This window comes from Psychrobacter sp. APC 3279, from assembly GCF_030407795.1.
Lineage (GTDB): Bacteria > Pseudomonadota > Gammaproteobacteria > Pseudomonadales > Moraxellaceae > Psychrobacter.
In genome coordinates this window covers 22773-43592 of the sequence record NZ_JASDCR010000026.1, presented here as the reverse complement: position 1 = coordinate 43592, position 20820 = coordinate 22773, and the positions used below count along the sequence as shown (strand labels likewise).

The window sequence follows — 20820 nt, the reverse complement described above, 5'->3', positions numbered from 1 at the left end:
TTAATTCTCGCCCATTGGTCATCTCGTAGGGCATGGCGTCTTGTCATGAGGGTTTTACTCAGATTGCTAAATATAGAGTTACTATAGCTTATTCTAAAATAACTGTGCTAATTGATGACACGCCCTAGCTTATTGCAACATATCAGCCAAGTATCTGAATATAAGCGCCAGCACGTAGCTCTTGTAACCAGTCTTCTTGAGCTTGTGGTGCTAAGCGTTGATACAATGCTTGACGCGCCATATTGCGACGATATTGCTCGCTAATATCTTGATCGCGTTTACCATCGACTTTTAGGATATGCCAACCAAACTGTGTCTTAAATGGCGCAGAGTAGTCGCCAACTGCCGTATTTTTCATTGTGGCTTCAAATGGACCAACCATATCTTCTTCGCTAACCCAATCAAGGTCACCGCCACGTCCAGCAGAACCTGGATCATCTGAATACGTTGAAGCTAAACTAGCAAAGTCAGCGCCGCCACGAAGTTGCTCGTATAGATCATTGATTTTTTGTTCAGCAAGCGCGTCAGTTTGTAGGTCATCGACTTTAACTAGGATATGGCGAGTATGCCACTGTGGTATCAGCATCGTATTGCTGGCTTTTTTATCAGCAAGCTTGATGATGTCAATCCCTTCAGGAGTCAATAATGGCTCGCTTACAGTACCAACATCTAGCTTGGTAATTTTGCTGGACAGCTCTGTCGGTAAAGAAGCGGCCTTGTGAAAGCCCATATCTCCACCTTGCAATGGAATCGGATAGCTACCTTGGCTAGCAGCAACAGCTTCAGCGACATTGACATTTGGCTCAAGCAAACGTGTACGTAATGCTTGCGCGACTTTTAATGCTTCTTCACGTTGAGCGGGCGATAGGCGACTATAGTCATCTATATAAGGAACACGTACGTGAATGGTTTGATATTCGCTTTGATTCAGACGTTTGGCTTCAGGTGAGGCCAAAAATGCATCAATGTCTTGCTCGCTAATACGTACTCGGCGAGTAATTTGACGCTGCTGTAGCGCTTGGATAGAAGCCTCTTCGATCAATTTGGCACGTAGATTGGCATAACTGCCAGGTTGCGCGGCATCTAGACGTTGCTGCAATGCTGCGATGCTATTAAGGCCTTCAGCTTGAGCGATTTGACCAAGACGTTGATTGATCTCTGCTTCATCGGCAGACAGTCCCGCACGTTTGACCATAGACAACTGCAGTTCACGCAAAATAAGCGCGTTTAACACTTCAGACTGTAGTTGTGCTGAGTTTGCGATAGGCTCTCCAGCAGCTTTGGCACGTGCTTGAGTTTGCTCGATAGCATCAACCAATTCGCTTTTTAAGATAGCGTTTTCATTAACTAGGGCAATAATACCGTCTGTGCTATTGGCTGGCGTTAAGCGATCAACTGAGCTTTGCGCAGCAGAGGTAGAAGCTTGAGCCGCTGCAGGTTTGACAGTAGCAGCGTTAGCACTTAACGTAAGCGTAAGGCCTGCCATAGATAGCAATACTGCTCTGCTAGTCTGACGTAAAGAAAAAAATCTCATGATGCTCCTCATCAATGTCATTGCATCGGATGGTAGTCGGTCAACTCTATCCGATACCCTTAATAATAAAATATTCGACAGCGTTTCCCATAATAGGGGTTCAAATAGTGTCTTATAAATATTTACGTAAATAACTCTAATCTAGCAAAAAACCGGTTAGTCTTTCCATGCCGTCTGTACAGGTTCAAAGCCCAAAATCTTATCAGCAAGCAATCGTGTCAAGCGGCTACTACCGCTGCCAAGACCATTTAATCTAACTTCTGCCATAATAGCTTGTGTTGGCTCGTCTTTTACGTTTAGGTCATTGTAATAGCGGCGACCATAAACAGCAAAGCCGAAACAGCAGTCTTCGTAATCAACACCGATGAGTGAATCAAGCATCTTGTTACGATTATAATCGTACTGACCCTGAGCCAATATGCGCCAGCTGTTATTGATAGGGAAAACAGCGGAAGCGGTAAACGCAGATAATGGCAACTGATCGGTATTGTCATCACGCTGACGCTTAACATAACCCACATTAAATAAGCTGTTGTTTGACGGCTGATAACGTAGTTCAGTCGTAATGTAGTTCAAATCATAATTACTGGTTAGGGCACCGCTGACATCAACCCAAAAATTATTGTAAGGCTGAGTGCTGGTATCCCATACCATACCTGAAGAAGACGAAGTAAAAACAGGCTGATCGTCGTCAAGTGTTACACGTCCATCATCTAGATAGAACTGTTCTGCAATGCTACCATCAAAACGTGTCACACCCGTTGCATCGATGTAACGATAATTGACGCCAGGCGTAATAGAATGCAAATCCTGCAAACGATCATGACCTAAGAACCAACTGTCCGAAAACAGCTGCTCATAGTTAATAGAGGCAATACGCGTATTAAAGTTAGGAATGTCGTTTTGGTTTTTATACGGTGAATACGTATATTTTACGCGTGGGCTAAGTAAACGATAGCCGCCCATCGTATCGTCAAACGCACCAAATGGTGAGCCCGCTTGATAGAAGTGTAGTCCTGCATCGATACTGGCTTGCGGAACAAACACAGATTGACTGCCATCTTCTTCACTAAGCTGATTATCTTCCAAGCTATCTTCATCATATGACGTATATAGATGCTGCAAGCTAAGCTTAGGTTTGATATAACCCCAAGAAGTTTCCATTGGGTAGGCGGCGCTCAGTTTATTGTAAATACGTGCGCCACTTTTTTCATTTTCAGAGCCATCATCGATAGATTTTTTGAAGTATGCAGAATCATGAATACCAGTAATATCGAAGCGCTCGGCCCAAGGCAAGCGATAATTTAATTTGAGCTGTGGCAAACGTGAATACGGCTTGTCTTTGTCTTCTAACGCCTCACCGCTATCAGTGAATGCATCCAAAGTCTGGAAAGTTTCTACTTTCAGTTCACCATCGACATAATCATTGTAATAATTGACGCGGGCACGACGTGGCAAGTTTATGGTGCTGTCCGATAGTCCCAATGTATCAAAATCATTAAGGTAATCGGCATCTGATACATAGTTGTATTCAGCATCAGCACTTAACCGTGGAATGCTTTTCGACGACCAAGTGTGGTCATAAAACAAGCTGGTACGATCTTCGTCGTCATACTCTTTATCGTTTGGTAAGTATGAACCGTTTAAAATACCTTCCCCATAATTCTCAGTCAGATAACGAAACTCACCTGATAGCATAGGGTTACGGTCAGTATAAATATGCGTGTTAAGGGTGGCATCATAGTTAGGTGCTAAGTTGAAATAATAAGGAATATCAACTTCAAGACCGCTTTCACTACTGACGCTAGCACTTGGTAATAAAAACCCACTACTACGGCGACTGTCTATCGGGAAGTTAAAGTAGGGGAGATAAAATACAGGTATGTCAGCAACACGGAAAGTGGTGTTATACGCTTCGCCGCGCCCTGTATCAGTATTTAGATCGATACTTTTGGCTTCAAACTGCCATTTACGGTTGGTAGGTGGACAGGTACTAAACATCACCTGATCCAGCTCGTATTCACTCTCATTAGGTTTGTTTAAGCGTTTGGCATAGCCGTGCGCTTGTAGACCGACACTGGCAAATGCCACATCATTGGCCGTTGATTGACCAGTCTCAGTATTGTAATTCAAGCTGTCTGCAACGCCAATTAGGCCGCTTTGTGCCGCTCTATCATTAAAGCTGGCTTGGCCGCTCTTTGTAGAGACGTTGTTTGTAGCGGCATTGTTTGTAGAGACGTTGTTTGTACGCTGTCCAGTCGCATTATCTGTAAACATGACTTTGCCTTGAGCCGCCGCAACGCCATTGCTCAAGTCAATCATGACTTTTTCTGCTTCGATATGCTGAGTGCCTTGGTCAATTTTTACATTGCCAGATAGCTCAGCGTAGTTCACGTTATTGTAATAACCGTAATCTGACTCGGTAAATAAAGGGGCTTGATTGTTCGGAACGCTAGCTACATTTGGTGCTGGTTGTCCGTTTGCCGTACCAGCTTCATTCACAGCGCGTTGATAATTAGGGTTACTCTGTGGATATACCCATTGACCTTCGCAGCGTTGAGCACTGTCCACAGCATTTGGCAGTAGACGTAAATCTCTACCGACCTTTGGAATCGTCTGTGCAGCAGGCATCGCATTATTATGAGTATTGTTTGCTTCAGTGCTGACAGCCTCATTGTTTAATGTTGAAGCATCGGTATCTGGTGTTAGCTCATAAAACTCTGCTAAGCGCATTAGGCTGGCTTGAATACTCTCGTCATTAAGATCTAGCTTGCCATTATCTGTTGTTATCGCTTTAGGGACAAAGGCATTGCTATCTAGTGTATCACTGCTTGGTTGGTTGCTAGTTTCTGTATTTAAATTACTAGCATTAGAAACTTCATTGCTAAAAGCTTCAGAGTCAGCAGCCTCATTAATCTCTGTGATATTTAGGTCATTGTTCTCAGAGAATCTGCTATCTAACGCAGTATCATTTAATAAAGTAGCGTCATTCGTATTAGCATCGTCTGGATAGCTATCATTTAGAATATCTGCTTCTTGATAGCCATCATTACTTTGAGTACGACTAATACTATTGGCGTCAGTCGCCACACTATTAGACGCATAGCTGCCTGTACTATCCGTAGTGAGTGGTTCAGTTTTTTGCGTATTGGCATCACCAATGGCAGCACTGACAGTTAGGCTAGATAAGCCTAAGGCACCAAATAAGATCAAGCGGATGCTTTGGTAAAGCGGAGAATATAACAAGGGCACACCTATGATTGCAGAGCTTATTGGATTGCATGACTGAATTTAGTAGCGGTATCACCGAACGATATAAAGCAGTGAACGAGCAACTAAAATATGACTAATGTATTCTCAAAAATTTGGATGTTTTACATATAATGACGACTAATCATAGTCAAAAAAAACCAAATCAGCTACACTATTTACCAAAATTTATAATATAGCCATGCTGATTTTTAAGTAGCGATAGCGATTCTATCCGACATCAAGTATTGAATGATATAGCAATACGTCTGTGGCAGCTTGTATAGCACGGACACATATCGCTATTTTAGCAAGTATTTGTCAGACTTATCACTACTTTAATTATTTATGACTTATATTTAACCAGCGATGCCCAATATGACTGACAAAACGACTTTAGAGACTGATATGATCGATGAAAATAACAACCGTCAACAGCAATTAGAACAATGGTTACAGCAAGTATTTTTAGATCAAACTTTTAGTCTAGACAGCTTACCTGGTGACGCTAGTGCCCGCCGATATCATCGTATCGAACTATCAGAGACAGACAATAGCACCAATAAGCATTATATCGTCATGGACTCCGCTGACGAGCAAGATGCGATGCTGCAGTTTATCAATGTTGCTAAGCTGATGGCGCCTGCTGTCAACGTGCCGACTCTGACTGCACAAAACGTAGAAAAAGGATTTTTGGTATTACAAGATTTTGGCACAGTAGAGTTTGCCCATTTGCTTGTCGATGCCACCGCAGACCAAATCAATGACTACTATCAGCTAGCAATGCAGACATTAGTGGCGCTACAAACGGTACCAGTAGAAACGGCAAAGTCGCAACATCAGCTGCCAGATTATGACACAGCACTACTAGACCGTGAGATGAATTTATTTAGCGAATGGTTTATGCCTTATATTGGTATAGCGCTAAATGAGCAAGTTTGGGGAAACCTAAAAACAGCGTTAATGAATGAGATTTTGCGACAGCCACAAGTAGTGGTACATCGTGATTATCACAGCCGCAACCTTATGCAAGATCAAGCAGATAAATCAAAGTTGGGTGTGATTGATTTTCAAGATGCTGTCATTGGCTCGTATGCTTATGATTTAGTGTCGTTAGTCCGCGATGCTTATGTTGAATGGCCAGAGAGCCAAATATCTGCATGGATTGATGACTTTTGGCAGCTACAAAAACAAGAATCACTAACCACTGCTGATAGCGCGGTGCAGTTTGAAAACGATGTGAATGTCATAGGCGTACAACGTCACTTAAAGGTATTAGGGATTTTTATCCGTTTGTCTGAGCGTGATGGCAAAGACCGCTATTTGGCGGATATTCCTAAAGTCATGCGTGATTTGATTATTGAATTAAACTGGCTTGCCGAATATGGCAATGATGAACTAAAACAATCAATTATACCGTTTAATCAATGGCTACAAGAAGCAGTGCTACCTGCTTATAAAGAGAAGTTTGCTTCAGCATAGATGACGCTCAGCTAAATTAATTTAAATGATAAAGATAGGAGCGCAGATGTCTACCTCTACGATTACACAAGCCATGATTTTGGCAGCTGGCAAGGGCACACGCCTACGTCCATTAACGCTTGAGACGCCCAAGCCTTTGGTTGAAGTCGCAGGTCAACCGCTTATTGTATGGCACATTAAAGCACTACAAGCAGCAGGCATTACTGATATCACAGTCAATGCCTCATGGTTGGCAGATAAGCTAATGGACAGCTTAGGTGACGGTTCACAGTATGGCGTAAAGCTGCATTGGTCAGTAGAAGACGATGAACCACTTGAGACCGCAGGCGGCATTTTTCAGGCATTACAATCAGGTAAACTAAAAGATGAGCCGTTTATTCTGGTCAATTCTGACGTCTGGACTACCTATGACTTCTCTCAATTAACAGACTATACATTGGGAGCGGATCAGCGCGCGCATTTGTTGTTGATTGATAATCCAGAGCACAATAATGGCGGTGATTTCGCTATCAATAACGGTCTTGCTAGTGAGCAGCCGGTAGGCGATGCAGATAAGTATACCTTCGCGGGTATTAGCGTAATGTCACCCAAATTGGTAGAGCGGCTGGTTTCAGGACAGCCTGCTGCATTGGCACCACTACTAAAGCAAGCAATGATAAAGTTTCAGATTACCGCTGAAGTGACGACAGATAATTGGATAGACGTGGGGACACCTGAGCGTCTAACACAGGTTAATGAGTTTATCGAACAGAATGATATCGAGCATGCAGGTAAACCAAACTGATAAATTTAAGATAAATAAAAAGCAGCATTGATTATTCAACGCTGCTTTTTTTATGCATATAGAGATATTTTTTACGACATTCTTAAAAGAGGTATTTGCAAGACAAAAATGCAAATTTAGCATCTAGCAAGCTATTTATTAGCTAACTAACCAACTACTCAATCGTATGATTATACAATTACGCTAAACACCCATGGCCAGTTTAATTAGCTGAGCAATGGTAAACACCACTAAAAACCCTGCCAAATATAGACCAACGAACCATGCCCATTGTGATTGTTTTTTACTGAACTTTTTCATAGAGATCTCCTGATTAGCGTATGAAGTCTGACTACCATCTATAAACGATGATAGCCATCCTTTTTAGCTGATCCGTTGTCCGTCACGATTAGCGACTAGTACATTGGATTGTGATCAGACTTACCTTTAAAGGTATAGTAAGCAAATGCTGTATAGCTCAAGATAATCGGTAACATGATACATGCGCCAATCAGCATGAATGATAACGAAGTATCGGCTGCAGCAGCTTCATAAATCGTCATTTGATACGGTACGATATAAGGGAATAGGGCGAAACAAACCCCAATATAACCCATTAAAAATAGAGCCACCGTTAGTAAAAATGGACGATACTCACGCTCAGTTTTTAAGTCTTTACGCATGATGAAGAATAAGAGCATGACAATGATAGGCATAGGAGCGAGGTATAATAAATCTGGGAAACTAAACCAGCCTTCTAATGCGTCGATGTCTGAGAAGTACATAAACGCTGTGACCACAACCATCGCTACTAGTAACGCAGTAAGCATCCATCTAGAAACTTGGCGCGCCCATACTTGTAATGTGTGCTCTGTTTTTATAATAAGCCACGTCGAGCCAAGTAAGGCATAACCAATAATCATGGCAAATCCGCACACTATCGAGAAGGGTGTGAGCCAATCAAATGGGCCACCAGTATATAGACGGTTACTGGCTTCTAACCCTTGCACTAATGCCCCAAGCATAATGCCTTGAGAGAAAGTGGCAACGACTGAACCGACAAAGAAAAAGGTATCCCATACATGCCGGCGCGAAGAGGATTTAAAGCGAAACTCAAACGCCACACCGCGCATGATAAGACCGAACAACATGGCAGTCACGGGTAAATAAAGACCTGTCATAATGATGCCATAAGCAACAGGGAATGCTGCGAATAGACCACCACCGCCTAGTACTAGCCACGTCTCATTACCGTCCCAAAATGGCGCGATAGAGTTCATCATTCGGCTACGGTTTTTATCTGAGCCTGCAAATGGGAACAAAATACCGCAGCCCAAATCAAAGCCATCAAGCAGTACATAGACAAAGACAGACAAAGCAATCAAACCGCCCCAAATGAGAGGTAAATCTAATACATCACCGAAGTTAAACATTAGCGTAATCCTCCATCATCGACGTCGTTTGCAGGCTCATCTAAGCCTTCTTCAGTACCTTTGGCAGGATTACTATCACCACTTAACGCGCGGCCTTGGCTCTCGGTCACTGAGTGCTCGTAGAAATGATCTTCATTTGGATCTTCGTAAGGCTTAGGTCCTTGCGCGATCAACCGTAAAATATAAAAACTGCCTGCACCAAAGACAAATATGTACAGGATGATAAAGCCAATCAATGTCGTCGCCACTTGCTGTGCTGCAAGCGGAGACATACTTTCAGCGGTACGAATGACCCCGTAAACCGTCCAAGGCTGACGTCCTGTCTCGGTTACGAACCAACCTGATAATAAGGCGATAAAACCAAGCGGAGTCATCATCATCCAAGCACGGTGGAACCATACACTGTCAGTACTGAACTGCTGTTTTTTGAAGTATTTGTATAGGCTGAAGAGGCCGACCAACACCATAAGCATGCCAATACCAACCATGATACGAAACGCCCAAAACACAATAATGACTGGTGGTTGATCTTCAGGTGCCCAGTTTTTCAGCCCCTTAACTTCACCATCTAACGAATGGGTTAGGATTAAACCAGTCACATAAGGAATTTTTACTTCGTACTTATTGGTCTGATTTTCTTGGTCAGGAATTGCAAAGAGACGTAGTGCGGCACCGCGTTCATCCTCCCAGAGTCCTTCCATCGCAGCCACCTTAGCAGGTTGGTGTTCAAGGGTATTCAGACCATGTTCATCACCAATCAATACCTGCGCAGGCGCAACAAAGATGGCCATAATCATCGCCATACCTAGCATCACACGACCATGCGCGCGGTGCTCGACGTGTTTTTTAGATTGAATATAGTAAGCACCGATACCACCGATGACAAAGGCAGTGGTCAAAAAGGCTGCGGTCATCATATGAGCGTAACGGTAAGGGAATGAGGGGTTGAAAATAATTTCAAGCCAGTCAGTTGGATAGAGCAGGCCATCTGCACCCATCATAAAACCTTGAGGGGTCTGCATAAAGCTGTTGGCGGCTAATATCCAGAAACCTGAAATCAAGGTGCCGATAGCAACGATGGCGGTTGAGGCAAAATGCATGCGTTTGCTCACGCGACCCCACCCAAATAGCATAATCCCCAAAAAGGACGCTTCTAAGAAGAACGCTGTCAATACTTCGTAGGCGAGTAATGGGCCTAAAACGTTACCGGCTTTATCAGAGAACACTGCCCAGTTGGTACCGAATTGGTAGGACATCACCACGCCCGATACCACGCCTAAACCAAAGACGACGGCAAATATTTTGACCCAATGCTTGTAGACTTCAGCATAGATAGGTTCATCAGTTCTTAACCAGCGGAATTCAAGCACCGCAAGCCAGCTGGCTAGACCGATAGAAAAGGCAGGAAAGACGATATGGAACGAGATAACAAAAGCGAATTGGATACGCGCAAGCATCAGCGCATCGAGCTGGTCAATCATAAATGTAGCGAACATAAACGGTTACTCTCATCTGTTAGCTGAATAGCGCTGACTTCCATACAACGCTCAAGTAACTGTCCGTAACTATCCATTGATCAAAGTGGCAAGCATTACGGGCAATAGCTCAGTGACGTGGACTTAGCTCCATTAGACATAAATTGTGGCTAAGTTTGCGACTCACTGTTTAGCTGAATTGAATAATTTATGTCCTTATAAATTTACATATTACTGTCATGTGCTATAGATATATTATGCGCTCACCTAGATATACACGCAAGCAACCCAGTCTGTCTGTTGCAGACCTAAGAGTCATCAAAATAACATAATTCAAACATTGAAAAATAAAATTAATATTATTAAAAACAAAGCAGTATGCGCGAACATACTGCTTAGTTGAAACCTATGACTGATATTTAAAGGTTGCGATTTATGCGCCAAAAACTTTGTAAAATAACAAAAATCTACATCATTCTTGTAGCTGCTTATGCAAAATTCGTCTGAGTGTCAAAATAGTCTGTGGGTTGGTCTGGATACTGTGACCACCGTTGATGACCGTTTCGGAAGCTGCCCCATCAAGATGTGCGCTGGTATAAGGCACAATCCCATCTGATAGCCGTTCGGTCAACGCTTGGCTGATGTCTTCATTGACAGTGACTGCTGCGACCAAAGGCTGAGCGGGGATTTTTGACTCATCGCCAGCATTGAGTGGACTGTTGGTATCGTCATCATTAATATCAGTGTTTTCTTCTGTGGCTTGTGATAAATCAATTTTTGCACCGCCTGGCTGCATTTGCGCCAGCCCTTGGGTGATATCAGAGTCATTATTGGCAATGATTGAGTGATAAGTAATACGGTCACTGATAGTGAGGTCCTTCGTTAACTGTATAAAGGAAGACTTATCGCTAAGCTGGCTCGCCCCATTTTGCAGATATAAAGCACCTAATGGGTTTTGTGCCAAGTCACCTTGTGTGGCAATGGTTGCAAGGTTATCAGTAACAGTCTTCACTAGACCAACTGGCAGGTAGACAATGCGGCGTAGGGCACGGGTGAACCAGCGGTCTGCATAGTCAGTACCACGAAACGGCGCGGATAAAAACACAGCCGTATCTACTTGTGGTAACGCTTGTAGCTCAAATCGCTCTTTGAGTTGTTGCTCGCCAAATGACTCTCTAAGTGCATCACGAATTTGACGTTTTTCATTAGTAGACAAGACGTTTTGGTCATCAAGTCTGTCTAAGTCATCGACCAAATTATCGTTGGACAGCATCATGCGAGCGATGAGTGCACCCATACTGTGGCTGACGATGACGCTATTTTTACTGGCGCGATTTTGTCCTTTAGGGTCAGTCTGCTCGTAAGTGCTATTGATTAACTGCTGAATCTGATAACGATTTTCTAAAATAGGCAGATTGGTTGGATAGAATATTTGCCAAACTTGGTAATTATCACGCAGCTTGTCATCATTAAGAATATCGTTGGTCAGATTGACCCATGTGGCCGGACTAGAAGCTAGCCCGTGCAACATAATCAACACGCGTTTATCAGGATCATAAGGTTCAAGCATGAAGAGTTTGGGCAGCTGAGCATCTGGTTGGCGAGTAATCAAGTTTAGGTAGCCGACACCATCTAGCTGATTCTCTGACAACCATAAGCCGTAACCGGCGGAGAAGTTGGCAGCCAAGGGATACTTTTCATTCAGAATATTGACGTTTTCTGTTTGGTAAGGATTATAAAGGTGAATATCTAGCTGACGGCTGCTCAACACATCGAGCACGCTCTCGCCACTTGGTATGATTAGCGCAGTCAGCAGTAAATGACCGGTAGGATAAACACGAGAGCTTGGTTTGTTTTCCTCTGTATTGCTATCGTTTTGGTCATTGGTCAGTCGACCTGATAGTGACGATACCAATAGCTGACGAATCGTCGTCGTATAACGATCATCCAGTGATGCCACCAAACTAATACCCAATCCTGGACGCTTGCTGATTGAGTTAAGACCAGATAATCGTAGCTCATAGGTGGAGACCAAGTCTGCCAGTGCAGAGGTCTGTTTATGAGCGTTTTGCAGGTAGCTATTTTCATTTGGTAGGTAGACACCAAGGTCATAGTTTTCGACTGCTATCTTCATGACCTTGATTTGGTCGGTCGGTTTACTCTTTAATGGCGACAAGTTAGCGATGGAAGCTTGGTCACTACTGTCACGCTTGTTAGAGGCGATGGGTAGGTATTCTATTTCTGTTTCACCCATTAGCCTGTCTGAGCCATCAGATGACTTATAGAGTTGCGTAATAACGTCATTGCTGGCCGAGTTGTAGATATCTTGAGTTTGGATGTCGGTATCGTTTGGGATGCGACTCTGAGCACGAGACCTATTGCTTTCTTTATCTGCACCCTCAAAATCGTGTTCTAAGCTGTCATAGAATAAATAAGTATAACTAGACTTTACAGCGTCAAATAGACGCTCTTGATAATTGGTCAGGCATTGACTGGTGTTCTCTTGCTGAGCTTTGGCGTCTTTGTCACTCAGAGGTGCATTGGCATAATAAGGGTCAAGTGGCGGGCGAGCAAGGGCATCACGGCAGGATTGAGAGTCAGCAAGCTGGCGTGCCTTTGCATAATGTAGCTCAGCGAAAGTCGCTAATGCAGGGCGATAATGCTCATTGAGCATGCTGTCTGTCAGCTGAGTGAGGCACAAATCAAAGTGTTGCATACAAGCTTGCTCATTGAGCCCTGCTGATAACAACGCTGATGCGGTGTCGCTACTCAGGTTTTTGTCAGTGACAATATTGCCGCGCTGTGCAGTGATAGTTTTTGCGGATGCTTGCTTATTCACAGATACCGTACTACAAGCAGGAAGTAAGGTGACTGCTGCTAGTAGCGCCACTGAACCAATCGATAAGGATTTTTTATTAGCGTGCATTACTATGTGTTTAATAGGGCTAGCGAGAGTCATAGAGCAGTCCAGTAAGTGATAGTAATAAGAACAAATAGGTGGGTATGCGTGATAGTAGCTAAATTATAATAGCCAAACCATCGTAGCCATAAGTGTAGCGTAACTTTAGGCGTTAGACTATTTTATTATAATTACACTAGGACATGCCTAAGGTAGATACGGTGTTAGCGGATACAAAAAAGCGTCTTCACTTTATGTGAGTATAAAGTGAAGACGGCAAGTGATTTATGTTAGGACGGTTTGTGTGTTACTGCATAAAGCCGTAAATAATAGCTGGTCACGCCGTCTTAAACGCAGTCAATGGTGATGACTGTATATGACTGATTTTATACCCCTGGTTTTTGATTGATATCAGGAGCAGGGATATCCCAAATGTAGAATTTGCCTTCTTCAACGAGTTTGATTTGTTGAGGAATAACAGTATTGTTAGGGTATTGCCCTTCAAGACGACGTAGACGCTCTAACGCATTAGCGCGGCGGTCACTAAGTAGATCTGACTGTGCCAAGCTTTGTTCTGCTTCGGTATACCCTAGAGCGACCGCACGATCTAGATACTTTTGCCCTTCTTTGAAACCGCCACCTTCTGATAGCATCATACCGTATAGGAAGTTAGCCTCACCACTATCAGGTTGTAGTTTGATAGCGCGATCAATGTACTGGCCACCACGTACCGTGTAGTCTGAACCTAAGTCTAGGTTACGGCCCATACCGTTTAGCTTAGCGGCACGAAGCAATACATCATAAGACGCGTCTGGCGACTTGGCATATGGCTCGATCCAATCAGCCAATACTTTGATTTTTTCACGTGTGTAATGGCGCTGTGAGCGGTTAGGAAAGTTTGGTGGATAGTGGCGCGCGTTAGGGGATACGTCCGCGATGAAATCGTCTAATAAGCTAACATCAAGCTTATCAGTACCTAGACCTTTTTGTTGCGGGATCAGTACGGTTTTCACGAAGCTCATATCTGAGAGCTGTACTTGCGGTGTAGGAATATTTGGAAGTTGTCCACTACGCAAGTCGATACCAGTAGCTGTCATTGGACCAGGCTCATAGACACGAGTAGTGCCGTTCATGACAGGTGCAGCAGCAGGCGACATCATTTGCGGTGTTTGAGGTTGAGCAGTGCTAACAGATGCGTTGTTTTGCAGAGTGCCGCTTAGTTGCATGTTAGTTGTTTGCGCATTAGTCGGCTGGCTGTTGCTCGCAGGTGTTGCTGGCAAGCTTGTTTGAGCGGCATTGGCTTGAGCAGGACTGATGGCTGCATTAGGACGAGCAAGACGAATCACACGTTTGCTTGAGTCCATTGCACTAGGTACAGCCGTTGCAGTGGCGTCAGTTTCTGCTGCATTCACAGGTGCAGATAATAACATGGCACAGGTTGCAGCCATGACGGTCAACGTTGCAAACTTTGGTGACTTAATAGAGTGGCTACTAGAGAGAATCGCTTTCATAAAAATCGTTACCTTGTGTAATTTATTTGGTTGTTATTCATTGATTGGACGGTAATATAAATAGCGCATTGCTGCAAAATCGTACAAATTTTTAATACCGTAGCAAATTAAGCTTTACGCTATCTGTGGTAGGATTGTTAATCGCTAGAATTAAGCAAACCTACGTAAATCTGTGCAGCTATTAATTAGTAAGAAAATCGACAACAGCAACTAACCACAGTACCTGTAGCCATAAGTGATAAGCTATAAGTGATAAGCGGTATCTTTCATACGATTTGCCATCCATCGCATGGTCCGACGTACTGCCGGAGAAAGGGCAGCGCCGCCGCTTGCAAGTGCTAGCTCGCGATGATGCAGCTCCTCTTTATCCATTTGTGCCAGTATTTCTTTTGAGCGCTGATCATGTTCAGGTAATTGCTTGATATGATCCTGTAGATGCTCGCTGACCTGCGCTTCTGTTTCTGCTACAAACCCTAAGCTAAACTCATTTGAGATCGCGCCTGCGACTGCACCGAGTCCAAAAGACATACCGTACCAAAGCGGCGTAAATACGCTGGCATGGCTACCAAGTTCGCTTAGACGAGTCTCGCACCAGACCAAATGATCGACTTCTTCTTCGGCCGATTGTTGCATGGCTTGTTTGACACCAGTGTCTTTTGCGGCAAACGCTTGGCCATGGTATAGACCTTGCGCACATACTTCACCTGTATGATTGATACGCATAAGACCTGAAACGTGCCGCGCCTCTGTGATGGTCAGCTCAGGAATCTCATCGCTACTGACGGGCAACGGACGCGTGCTTGGATTGGAATGTGGCACGACAGCTCGTAATGCCTTATCTACCCCAAGTAACAACTGGTCAATTTTAGATAAAGGACGCAGGGTCATAACTCACTCCTGATGGTGTTAAAAACTGTCAATAAAATAAAATGTATTACCGTTTAAACGCAACGGCATAATGCGTATTACTATAGCAAACAATCTAAATTATCGGCTCGAATATTACTGTCTAGGTAGCTCATAAATAACTTGTAGATAGTTCGTAGGTTGCTATAGCAATAAAAGCAACGAAGTCATCAGCCCAACATTAGACTATATCTATGGAGCCAAACTTATTTACGGCGCTATACCATCGTTGGTTTGGATAACGGCATGCTTAATATGTTTATTGAGTTTGATGTATAAAAATGCGCCAAACACGATATTCAATAGCCCTGTCACCAAAAATAACTGCGGTAGCGTAAACCCTAAAACGTTTAAGATAACAATCGCAAAAATCGCTGAGGTAACCATAAATATCGCATTAAAAATATTATTCGCGCCAACAATACGTGCTCGATGACTCTTAGGTGCGTAGGCTTGCATAGAAGCATATAGCGGTACGATATACAAACCACCACTGAATCCTAATAAGAATAAATCCGCGAAGACACGCCAGCTACCACTTATATTAAACAAATCACCGATGCCAAGTAATGTGTCATTATTCACATTTATATCTAAACCTGAAAGTGAAAAATACAAATCAATAGCAAAGATACTTAATCCAGCAATACCAAATGGCAATAGACGCAAGCTGACTTTATTTTTGGTCAATGTTTTGCACAGTACTGAACCGATTGACACACCAACAGAAAACAATGTGAGTAAGAAAATAACAACTGACTCATCACCAAGCAAAATCACCTTACTGAACTCTGGCACTTGGGTCAAAAACGTCGCCCCATAAAACCAAAACCAGCTGTTGCCAAGAATGATAAAGAACAAAAAAGGCAAGGAGTATAAGTAACGTACAGTGGCTAAGCTGGTGGTAATGATATTCCAGTTAATCTTCAGGTCAGGCTGCATCGCTGGCATAGTAGGAATATAGCGTGCGGCTAAATATCCTAAAACAGCGACAACCAACACCGTGGCACTAATCCAATACAATGATTGTGATAGCTGAGTCAAAATACCAGCGACAATCATCCCGACCAAAATAGCCAGCGAAGTACCCATCTGAAAAAGGCCGTTGGCGCCGACCAGTTCATCTTCTTTCATCGCTTGCGGCAGATAAGCGTATTTAATCGGTCCAAAGAAGGTCGAATGTGTGCCCATCAAAAACAACGCGACAAATAGCAGTGCATACCATTCAAAGACAAAGCCGACTGCGGCAACTGCCATAATGACCAGCTCAAGGAGTTTGATAAACTGCGTGAGCTTTGACTTTTCATACTTATCAGCAATCTGTCCTGCCAAAGCAGAAAACAAAAAGTAGGGCAGGATGAATAACATAGCGGCCAAGTTATTGAGGATGCTGACCTCTACGCCCAATTTACTGGCGGCAGTATAAGTCAGCACCAGTATGAGCGCCTGCTTAAAAATATTGTCATTGAATGCGCCCAAAAACTGGGTGAAAAACATAGCGCTAAAACGACGGCGCTTGAATAACTGAAACTGGTTGGACATGGACATTCCTACAGATAAATCGCGACTGATAGAGAAAATAGCGGCGCTGAACGACAATTTTTTTATGATAATAATCGTAAATTTTATTAAAAACTATATCAAGATATAGCATAGGTTTTATCAATATTAAGCCGTATAATAGCAAGGCTTCGGTGAAAATACATGCAGTCAATGCTATGATTCGATATTTAACTAAGTTATGATTTATAAATTTTATGTGATTGTGTTTTAGGGTATAAATAGTAGTGAAAACAAAGGCTACTACTCATCAATGCTATTTATAAGCTAGTAGCCTTCTCTAAGCTAGTAGACCTACAAGGCGATAGACATACAGTGCTAAAGCCGACACTATAGATAACCAGTCATAAAATTAAAGTAGTAAACCATTAATTGCAGATAACTGCTATAAGTTTATTCACCGGTCAGACTTGACGATCGTTATCGTTGATAAGATTGTGCCGCGTGAGCTGATAGGACGTAAAGATGATAAAGCAGCCTTCAACTCGAGCATGCAAGGGTCTAATGATGCAGCGTGACATAGCCATAATCCAAAACGATAGTAATAATTTGAGTACATACCCAGCAGCGCCGCGTAAAAATTTCAGACGCTCTGCACTGTGCACTGCGCTTGCGACCAGTTTGTTCGGTATGGCACCTGCGGCAATGGCAGATACCATTAATAATGCAAACAATACGGCTATCACCAACTCATCTGCTGCTGACCAAACTGATAGCAATCAAATGGCTAGTAACCAGAATAACAATAGTCAAGCCGCGAATGATCAAGCATCTATCAAGCAATCGGCTACATTGTCAGATGACGATACTCAGCTAGATATGGCTCTAGATGCGCTACGTCTAAAAAAAGCAGTGGAACAAGGCATTATCGATCAGTCAGTATTGGACGACTATAGCGAACAGAGCTTGGGCATTAAGAAACCCAACTCGACAAAGTCAGGATCTAAAAACTCGTCCACGCAAAATGCCAATGCTCAAAACGCAACTTCTCAAAACAAAAACACTCAAAATCTAGAAACTTTCACTGATAGTTCAAGTACTTCATATAATCCAAATAACGCTCAATCAATCGCTTCTAATGATGACCTGTTGCAACAAGCAACCGAGATACAGCAGCAGGGTTATCAAATGATGACCCCTGAGCAGATCGATCGTGAGCTAGCGGCAATGGATGTGCAGAATGCTCAAGACATTGATAGTATCAATATTAGCAATAATGACAGTGACTTTGATGCGCCAATCGCTACGTTAGATGACACAACGTCGCCAATTGGTCTAGATACAGAGCTAGATGCAACAAACTTGCCAGCACCTAACAACCTTGATACGTTGGGTAGAAGTGAAACAACAGAAGAACAGGCGAATACAGCTGAAGGGATGTCACGTCCGATTGAGGTGAGTGGCGCTGTTAGCAATGAAGATGTCGCTAGGAATGAAGCTACTGTTAAGAATGAAAATGGTCTGACGACTGATGATAGTAGTAATGAGGTGATAGCTGGCACGAATATACCTGCCGATGTAGAAGGTACGACAACAGATATTATCAATCCTAATGACTATCTACCAGATTATCAGAATGATACTCAGGCCGTCGATCAAAGTATCGAACAAGCCAATAGACCACGGCCACGCGCGCGCAATAGAGGTAATATCGTGACGCGTCTGTACAATCGCTTTTTCAATGACGGTGGCGTGGTGGCTTTGCCAAATGTAGAAACCACTATTTATCTAGAGCGAGTATCCGCTGAAGACTCTCCTGATGGTAAGGCTCAGCTAGTTGAGGCTGATAATGACATTCAGCCAATGAAAAACATTAAAGCAGCACTGGATGACACTTCCGTTCAGTCGGTTATTGACTTTACTGCGGCATTGCCACGTTTGCGTGAGACGGCACAGAATGCTGCTAAAGCCGTTGGTTACTACGAGGTTGAGCTGCGTCTGACCCAACCTGACCGCGATACAGTCAATGTTGTGATTGAAGAGCTAGGCGAGCCGGTACTGGTAGACAGCCGTATTATTGAGATTCGCGGTAAGGGTAGTGAGCAAGAAGAGTTTGCATCGCTTGAGGCAGACTTGCCACCGCAAGAAGGTGATATTTTTAATCACCGGGTCTATAAGAGCAGTAAAGCGGCTTTAGAGGCCTTGAGCAATACCTACGGCTACTTTGACCAGTATTGGCTGAACAAATCTGTTGATATCATCTTGCCGGACAATAAAGCAGATGTCTCGTTGGTTTATAACACGGGTGATCGTTACGAGTTTGACGATGTGGTATTTTTTACCTACGACAAAGAAACCAATACGCTGACCCAAGACCCTGACAAGCTACCAGTAGAGCTTTCATTATTACAACAGCTCTATGGCTTTACGCCGGGTGAGCCGTTTTATCGTCCAGCAGTTACGAAGTTTAGTAACGACTTATCGGCAACTCGTTACTTTAATACGGTCAACGTCGAGTCGATACTACCACCAACTGATAGTAGTGAAGCTGGTACCTTGGCGTTTGACAATGCTGCTACCGAGGGTAACGACACATTAGATGACGACATTAACAATGTAGACAATGATAGCGCAGCTGCCTTAAATGTAACTGCTAGCACTGAAGATACGGTCAATGATAATAGCGACATAGGTGTAGAGAGCGATAATGCTCTGACTGCTAATAGTGGCGAGACGGTCAATGAAGCGGATATCGCTGCGATTGATTTTGAAGCTGATGAAGCCACCCTTGATAAGCTGCAAGCCATCAGACAAAAAGCAGAGCGACTAAGCCGCTTGCCAAATGATCGCGTGCTCGATGAAAAAGATCAGGAAGCTGATAATTTATTGGGCAAAATTAGTGATTCAATTAGCAATGTTGCACAAAAGATATTCCCCGACGAAAAGAGTCTGATTGCTGATGAAAACTTTGTACCGCCAACGCTAGCAGGACGTAAAACGCCGCAAGACGTTGCAGAAAGCAAAAAAGTACCTTTGTATGTGTTTGTATATGCGGACAAACCACGTGACGCTCAAGTTGGTCTGGGTTATGGAACAGATACAGGCGTTCGCGCCACCGCAAAAATAGACTACAACCTGCTCAATCGCCAAGGCTATCAAGCAGGTGCAGAAACAGAAGTATCGAGAATTAGCAAAAACGTAGCTGTGTATGCCAGTCGACCATGGAAGCACCCGCTTAATGATAAGCTAGATGCACGTCTTACTTATGAAGAGGAAGTGATTGACCAAGGCGAAGGCAACTTTGATCTGTCGACCACAACGCTAAAAGCGGCTTTGGCACGTAACATTCGTAGTGACACTGGTTGGAATCGCAGCTACTCTGTGCGTTACCGCTTGGATGAGCTTGAGACGGGGGTTGATGGAGCAGCACTAGATGATCTGCCTATCCGCTTTACCTCTTCAAGTCCGAAACAGCGCGCGCTATTGTTTGGCTATGGTATGAATAAAACAGATACTGACAATGCTACCAATCCAACGCAAGGTATGCGCCAGTACTACTCAATCGAGGCTGGCACTGATAGCGCATTCAGTGATACCGATATGGCGATTATTCGCGCAGGCGTTAGTGGTATCTATAGCTTTGGCGAAGACAAAAAGCATCAAGTATTAGGTAGTGCCAATGCCGGTTATATCTGGGCGGATGATTTTTACGATGTGCCTTATAAGTTGCGTTTCTTTGCAGGTGGCGATCAGAGTATCCGTGGTTATGACTATGAGAGCTTGTCACCACTAGATAAAGGCTATCTAACTGGCGGGCAGGTGCTAGCGGTCGGTAGTGCTGAGTATAACTATGAATTTAAACCAGGTTTCCGTGGCGCATTCTTCACTGATGTCGGTAATGCCTATGACAAAGATTTTGACACTGAGACAAAAGTCGGCGTTGGTGTCGGTATTCGCTGGGCATCGCCTGTAGGAATGGTGCGCGTCGATGTGGCTGCTGGTGTGACCGAGGAAAGCATTCCAGTACGACTACACTTCTTTATTGGTTCACCGTTATAATCGCTCAAT

Annotated in this window: 12 protein-coding genes; 3 read left to right on the top strand and 9 right to left on the bottom strand. The window is 43.6% G+C overall.

Going from position 1 to position 20820, the window contains the following annotated elements:
- Positions 1–142: 142 nt before the first annotated feature.
- Both QL898_RS12970 and lptD read right to left on the bottom strand, forming a co-directional pair.
- The gene (locus QL898_RS12970; RefSeq protein WP_201548052.1) at positions 143–1534 is read right to left on the bottom strand and encodes a peptidylprolyl isomerase; all 1392 of its coding nucleotides are present in this window, start codon (positions 1532–1534) and stop codon (positions 143–145) included.
- 156 nt (positions 1535–1690) lie between these two features.
- The gene (gene lptD / locus QL898_RS12965; RefSeq protein ID WP_290177101.1) at positions 1691–4786 is read right to left on the bottom strand and encodes an LPS assembly protein LptD; all 3096 of its coding nucleotides are present in this window, start codon (positions 4784–4786) and stop codon (positions 1691–1693) included.
- A gap of 375 nt (positions 4787–5161) precedes the next feature.
- On the opposite strand from lptD, the gene QL898_RS12960 reads away from it, so the two are divergent.
- Positions 5162–6265 carry a phosphotransferase gene (locus QL898_RS12960; RefSeq protein ID WP_290177100.1) on the top strand — a complete coding sequence of 368 codons (1104 nt, stop codon included), beginning with the start codon at positions 5162–5164 and terminating at the stop codon, positions 6263–6265.
- A 46-nt stretch (positions 6266–6311) separates the two neighbouring features.
- On the top strand, positions 6312–7049 hold the full coding sequence (gene murU, locus QL898_RS12955) for an N-acetylmuramate alpha-1-phosphate uridylyltransferase MurU (RefSeq protein WP_290177099.1): 738 nt from the start codon (positions 6312–6314) through the stop codon (positions 7047–7049).
- Positions 7050–7232: 183 nt separating this feature from the next.
- Here the strand turns inward: murU and QL898_RS12950 are convergent, their stop codons facing one another.
- From QL898_RS12950 to QL898_RS12920, 7 genes are all read right to left on the bottom strand, one after another.
- Positions 7233–7349: a DUF2474 domain-containing protein gene (locus QL898_RS12950; RefSeq protein WP_101206161.1), complete on the bottom strand. Its 117-nt coding sequence runs from the start codon at positions 7347–7349 to the stop codon at positions 7233–7235.
- 95 nt (positions 7350–7444) lie between these two features.
- Entirely contained in the window at positions 7445–8461 is a 1017-nt protein-coding gene (gene cydB, locus QL898_RS12945) for a cytochrome d ubiquinol oxidase subunit II (RefSeq protein ID WP_057759155.1), read from the bottom strand.
- Positions 8461–9942: a cytochrome ubiquinol oxidase subunit I gene (locus QL898_RS12940; protein ID WP_290177102.1), complete on the bottom strand. Its 1482-nt coding sequence runs from the start codon at positions 9940–9942 to the stop codon at positions 8461–8463. The genes cydB and QL898_RS12940 overlap by 1 nt, the downstream gene beginning before the upstream one ends.
- 466 nt (positions 9943–10408) lie before the next feature.
- Positions 10409–12862 carry an alpha/beta hydrolase gene (locus QL898_RS12935; RefSeq protein ID WP_290177098.1) on the bottom strand — a complete coding sequence of 818 codons (2454 nt, stop codon included), beginning with the start codon at positions 12860–12862 and terminating at the stop codon, positions 10409–10411.
- Positions 12863–13221: 359 nt separating this feature from the next.
- The gene (locus QL898_RS12930; RefSeq protein ID WP_290177097.1) at positions 13222–14346 is read right to left on the bottom strand and encodes a hypothetical protein; all 1125 of its coding nucleotides are present in this window, start codon (positions 14344–14346) and stop codon (positions 13222–13224) included.
- A gap of 243 nt (positions 14347–14589) precedes the next feature.
- The gene (gene coq7, locus QL898_RS12925; RefSeq protein WP_201548047.1) at positions 14590–15234 is read right to left on the bottom strand and encodes a 2-polyprenyl-3-methyl-6-methoxy-1,4-benzoquinone monooxygenase; all 645 of its coding nucleotides are present in this window, start codon (positions 15232–15234) and stop codon (positions 14590–14592) included.
- A 228-nt stretch (positions 15235–15462) separates the two neighbouring features.
- Positions 15463–16794 carry an MFS transporter gene (locus QL898_RS12920; RefSeq protein ID WP_057759165.1) on the bottom strand — a complete coding sequence of 444 codons (1332 nt, stop codon included), beginning with the start codon at positions 16792–16794 and terminating at the stop codon, positions 15463–15465.
- A 567-nt stretch (positions 16795–17361) separates the two neighbouring features.
- Between QL898_RS12920 and QL898_RS12915 the strand changes: the two genes are divergently transcribed.
- The gene (locus QL898_RS12915; protein ID WP_290177096.1) at positions 17362–20811 is read left to right on the top strand and encodes a BamA/TamA family outer membrane protein; all 3450 of its coding nucleotides are present in this window, start codon (positions 17362–17364) and stop codon (positions 20809–20811) included.
- The last annotated feature ends 9 nt before the right edge of the window (positions 20812–20820 follow it).